The sequence below is a fragment of the Kerstersia sp. genome, from assembly GCF_052103615.1.
Taxonomy (GTDB): domain Bacteria; phylum Pseudomonadota; class Gammaproteobacteria; order Burkholderiales; family Burkholderiaceae_B; genus Kerstersia.
Window position 1 is genome coordinate 1 of record NZ_JBQEKA010000141.1, and the last position, 4,015, is coordinate 4,015.

Annotated in this window: 3 protein-coding genes; all 3 read right to left on the reverse strand. The window is 59.1% G+C overall.

Annotated features, from left to right (window positions below; translation table 11 throughout):
- Positions 1 to 386: 386 nt before the first annotated feature.
- From ACTJGZ_RS15905 to ACTJGZ_RS15915, 3 genes are read right to left on the reverse strand one after another with little or no spacing between them, the layout of a single operon-like run.
- Positions 387 to 899, reverse strand: a complete 513-nt coding sequence (locus tag ACTJGZ_RS15905) for a low molecular weight protein-tyrosine-phosphatase (RefSeq protein ID WP_441663866.1) — start codon at positions 897 to 899, stop codon at positions 387 to 389.
- Positions 896 to 1,609 (reverse strand): MORN repeat-containing protein, encoded by a 714-nt coding sequence (locus ACTJGZ_RS15910; protein WP_441663867.1) that lies wholly within the window; start codon positions 1,607 to 1,609, stop codon positions 896 to 898. The genes ACTJGZ_RS15905 and ACTJGZ_RS15910 overlap by 4 nt, the downstream gene beginning before the upstream one ends.
- Entirely contained in the window at positions 1,606 to 3,792 is a 2,187-nt protein-coding gene (locus ACTJGZ_RS15915; protein ID WP_441663868.1) for a YjbH domain-containing protein, read from the reverse strand. Before ACTJGZ_RS15915 ends, ACTJGZ_RS15910 begins: the two co-directional genes overlap by 4 nt.
- Positions 3,793 to 4,015 lie beyond the last annotated feature (223 nt).

The following is a 4,015-nucleotide window of genomic DNA, read 5'->3' on the forward strand; positions in this document are numbered from 1 at the left end:
AGTATCCTCTTATGCCCTTGCCCTGCGATCAAGGGCGTGTTCGGCGAACGCTTACAATTGAATTCGGGAAACCTGAAAATACTGGCCATGAACAACGGGCCAGCATACCCAGCACAGACCTCGTCTTTTCAGCGAAAGTACGGGACACGCCTATGCAAGTCATTGAGCAACCGCACAAGGCACGCATACTGCCTGCAGTGCCTCAGAATGACACGAATTATAGACATTGCGACATATCAGAACGCATTCCTGATATGTTAAGAATTGCCTATCTGCTGAGACAGATCAACCACTGGTAAACACCCATGATTGAGTGCCGCCGCGACCCTGGCCGCACTTTCCGAATCCAATGGGCTACCGGCCCGCTGCTATAGGCCGGCGCACACTCAAGCCTTGCGCTTGATCAGGCCCATTTCCAGCAATTTTTCGACCCAGCTCTTGCAGCCGGCATCAATATCCACCCAGCACTGCTCAAAAGCCTCTACCGGAGAATGGATAGGATCGTCGATTTCCTTGTTGCCTTGCCAGTGCGCCATCAAAAAGGTCTTGCCGCTGGCAAAAGGATACGCCCGCTGTATGTCATGGCGATGGCCGTTATCCATTACCAGCACCGCTACCGCCACGCGCAAATCAATATCGTTAACCTGAGCAGCCCGTTTATCTGCCGGAATCGGCACCCCATGCGCATCCGAAACCTGCACGGCGAAAGGGTGCGGCGCGCGGCCTGCCGGTGCCCCCAGGCCACGCGAAAACACTTCGGCGTCTGCGCCAGCCAACGCCAGATGATGCCGCAGCATCACTTCACCGATAGGGCTGCGGCACACATTGCCGGTACACATCACGAGCAGTTGCGGCGCCATACCGGCGCCTTCTTTCCGAGCTGAAGAAACAGTATTCATTTGCGGGGGCATAACATCCAATCAGTCAAAATTTCCCAACGCGGGTTCAATGCCGGCTTCTTGCTGGCCGCCAGCACAGCCTCATCCTGAATCTCTACCAGCAGGCGGTCATCTATCACGCCGCGCACGACAGCATGGGCCATCCTATCGGTATCTGCGCCTTCAGTAGAGACTGAGCAAACCTCGGTATCCAGTTTGCCCAGCACCGGCGCCAGACTTTCCACAGCCTGCTTGCGCCGTGTCATGGTCGGGCCCGCCGGGGTCTCTGTCGCGTTTTCATGCCACTGCGCCACGAAACGCTCACCTGAAGGCCAGAACACATAAGTTCCCCGCCCTTCCCGCATATCGTTACGCCAGCCGCCAAAATACACATCACCACGCCAGGGCGATAAATCGCCATAGGCATAGCGGCCCGTGCCATCACGCCTATCGTGCGCCCATTCACCGGAATAGGTATCACCATTGGCGTAAACATGCACGCCTTTGCCGTGCCGCATTCCCTCTTCGAAATACCCTTCATAATAGGCGCCGCCTGATTGCCAGGCACGCCCTTCTCCCTGGGCCTTGCCGTCCACGCACATGCCCTGGAAATGGGCCCGCAGCGTTTCATCCGCCACCCAGCAATCCTGCTCATCTGCCGCCCAGACGGCGGCCGTCGTGCTACTCATGGCCAGGCACAACAGTATGCGCGACACGCGTGCGTTCATCATGGCTGATCCTCCTCGCCATACACATCACCGAAGCTGCGCAAACCGTCACCGTCCAGCGCATTGTGCAACCAGTGTTGCTCCGCCATCTGGTACAGATCACCCGGCGACTGCACCATTTGACCCACGTCACGGTTCCACGGCGACAGCGACATATGCACCACTGAACCGTTATCCCGTGTCGACAGGGTCGCCAGCGGAATACGCAAAAATACACCCTTGTCGTAATACGGGTTGCCTGGTCTGCCCGGCGAGGTAATGTCATCCCCGTTGGTGCGTGTGTACCACAAGCCCAGTTCCACACCGGAACGGAAGGTGCGCTTGAGCTCGAACCGGGCGCCGCGATCCCCGGCCAGGAAACGGCCCGCACGGACCGTCGCGGTGGTATCAGGAATCAAAGGCAAGCGATAGTGCAAGGAGCCGATCACCGTGTGGGTACGGTAATCCATGAAACCCGTACCCTTGAAATTGCGCTGTTTCAGATAATCCACCGCAAGATCGGCGCCCCAATTACCATCCTGGCTCAGGTACAAGGCTTGCCCGCCTGCACCGCCAAACATTTCTTCGTACAAACCGCCGGATGCACGCAGATAGACACGCTCCGCAGGCTGCCAGAACTTGTTGACCAGCAGCTTGGACAACTTCACCCGCGACGCCTGGCGGTACTCCGCCAAATCGGAGCGCACATGCGGCAGCAAGGAATTGGACGGCTGTGTCACGTCACTGACGTTTTCCAGCACAGACGCATTGACCGCCCCGTCCAGCCACCAGCCACGCGCCAAATGCACGCGTGCATCGGCGCTCAGGCCCAGATCGTATTTGAAGGCACCACTGGGGTCATTCAAATACGAATGCAGATAGGGGGACAATGACAGCGTGGTCTGCCCATGGGAGCCAAAGCCCCAGGCGAATGGGCTGCCGCCCATGCCGCCGGTATAACCGCCATCATCCAGGGCCGCCGCATCCAGCACGGCATCCAGGTCATTCGTCCGGCTGGCGGCAGTGCGCCCGTCCGGGTCGGCGTAACTGATACGCACGCTATTGCGCAAATCCTTGCGTGTTGCCGTTCCGGCAAAATAACGCGACAGCATGGGTACGTTATGGAACGTCCAGGTCAAGCCCTGCAGATCCATGGCTTCCCAGGTAATTTCCAGGGTACTGGTCTCAATCGGCGCATAGGCCATCGCGATCCGTGCCGCGCGGCCCGCGGCCCGGGACGGATGCAAGTGGCGGGAACCCGCGATGGATAGCGACATCACACCATCCACATAGGCCACCCGCACGTCACGCAAGCCTTCCGCATGCAGGCTGCGCAGCATGCCCTGACGGTAAGACCTATCCTGTTCCCATTGCAATGCGGTCGGGCGCGGTTCCCCCAGGAACCAGTTACCATCGGCAAACGGCCCGGTTTCCTCCATCTTTGGAATCAGGTCACGCTGCTGCAAGGGAATGCTGACCGCCAGATTGAAGGCCGTATTACCGTGCTCACGGCCTGCACGCACCGCAAAGCCGCCCCAGCGGTACTCCAGCGCTGCGTGGATATTTCCGGTTTTGCGTTCGTTGACGCCGGTAATTTCGAAACTATTGTCTTTCTGAAACGTCGTCGCGTCGTATTCCGCCACGACGCTCCAGGAAGGCAACATGCTAGGCGTAAACCGGACGCCGCCGAAAGCACCCTCAATACGTTTGCGGCCATACCCGACGGTGACGTCCGCCTGCCCCAGGTCCCAGAGCGGAACTCGCTTGGTGGCAGCAATGAATTCGTTATGGAATAACTTGGTGCCATGGAAGTCGTCCATGCCCACAGACACTTCGGGCAACCATGAAACGCCCCAGGCGTTCTCCGGCAACAGGCGCAGCTTGACCGCTGCTGCCTTGTCCTTATTGGCGCCGTAATGGTCTGTCAGCGCCTTGGTGCCGCTGATACGCGTGTAACGCCCGGCCACCTGCAGCCAGGAAAACATCTGCACATTCAGATACGGCGCGCTATAGGGCGCCGTGCGGCTATACCCTGCAGTAAACAGGCCTTCTTCTTCCATGCGGCCTGAAGGCATGTTAATCAGGCCAGTCAAACCGCTGGAAGCAGGCTGCGCCTGCGCCGGGGAAGCCATTACGGCCATTGCCCCCAGCACAAGCGCAGCGACAAGTCGGACGGGCGGTAACCCGCCCGGCTTATGCTCATACATCAACGTACCACCCAGGCTGCAAAGCCTATAAACATGTAAAGGCTATCAGCAGCTTAGTGGTGGCTGGTCGAAGACGATTGGGTGCTGGACGAGATCACACCGCCAATGATGGCCGCGCCGGCCACCACAGCAACGCCAGCGCCAATCACGGCAGTGCTGACGCCAGCAGCGCCAACGCCGCCAGCAGCGCCGGTACCGGCAGTAGCAGCGGCAGGCGTCGTAG

Excerpts from the sequence above, each read along its gene's own strand:
- ACTJGZ_RS15910 (WP_441663867.1), bottom strand. The coding sequence starts at position 1,609 with ATGATGAACGCACGCGTGTCGCGCATACTGTTGTGCCTGGCCATGAGT.
- ACTJGZ_RS15915 (WP_441663868.1), bottom strand. The coding sequence starts at position 3,792 with ATGTATGAGCATAAGCCGGGCGGGTTACCGCCCGTCCGACTTGTCGCT.
- ACTJGZ_RS15905 (WP_441663866.1), bottom strand. The coding sequence starts at position 899 with ATGAATACTGTTTCTTCAGCTCGGAAAGAAGGCGCCGGTATGGCGCCG.